Here is a 536-nt window from a genome sequence, read left to right on the forward strand (position 1 = left end):
GGATACACCGCTTGCTCACGGCTGTACGGATGCGTCCACTCGCCGACGATTTCCGCCGCGGTGTGCGGGGCGTTTTTCAGCGGGTTGTCGTCCTTGTCCAGGGTGCCGTTTTCCACCGCGCGGATTTCTTCGCGGATGCGGATCATGGCGTCGCAGAAGCGGTCCAGTTCTTCCTTGGATTCGCTTTCGGTCGGCTCGATCATCAGCGTGCCGGCGACCGGGAACGACATGGTCGGGGCGTGGAAGCCGAAGTCGATCAGGCGCTTGGCGACGTCATCGACGCTGATGCCGCTGCTGTCTTTCAATGGGCGCAGGTCGAGGATGCATTCGTGCGCCACCAGGCCGTTGCTGCCGGTGTACAGCACTGGATAGTGCTCTTCGAGGCGCCGGGAAATGTAGTTGGCATTGAGGATCGCCAGTTGCGACGCGCGCTTGAGCCCCGCGCCACCCATCATCCGAATGTACATCCAGGTGATCGGCAAAATGCTCGCGCTGCCGAACGGTGCGGCGCAGACCGCGCCTTCTTTACGCTCCAT

The 536-nt window shown here is 62.3% G+C and carries 1 pseudogene; it reads right to left on the reverse strand.

The features are described 5' to 3' along the window. Positions 1 to 536 (reverse strand): annotated as a pseudogene (locus VD17_RS31025) (glycine dehydrogenase (aminomethyl-transferring)); the annotation flags it as partial.

This window comes from Pseudomonas fluorescens (genome assembly GCF_000968015.1).
Taxonomy (GTDB): Bacteria; Pseudomonadota; Gammaproteobacteria; order Pseudomonadales; family Pseudomonadaceae; genus Aquipseudomonas; species Aquipseudomonas fluorescens_W.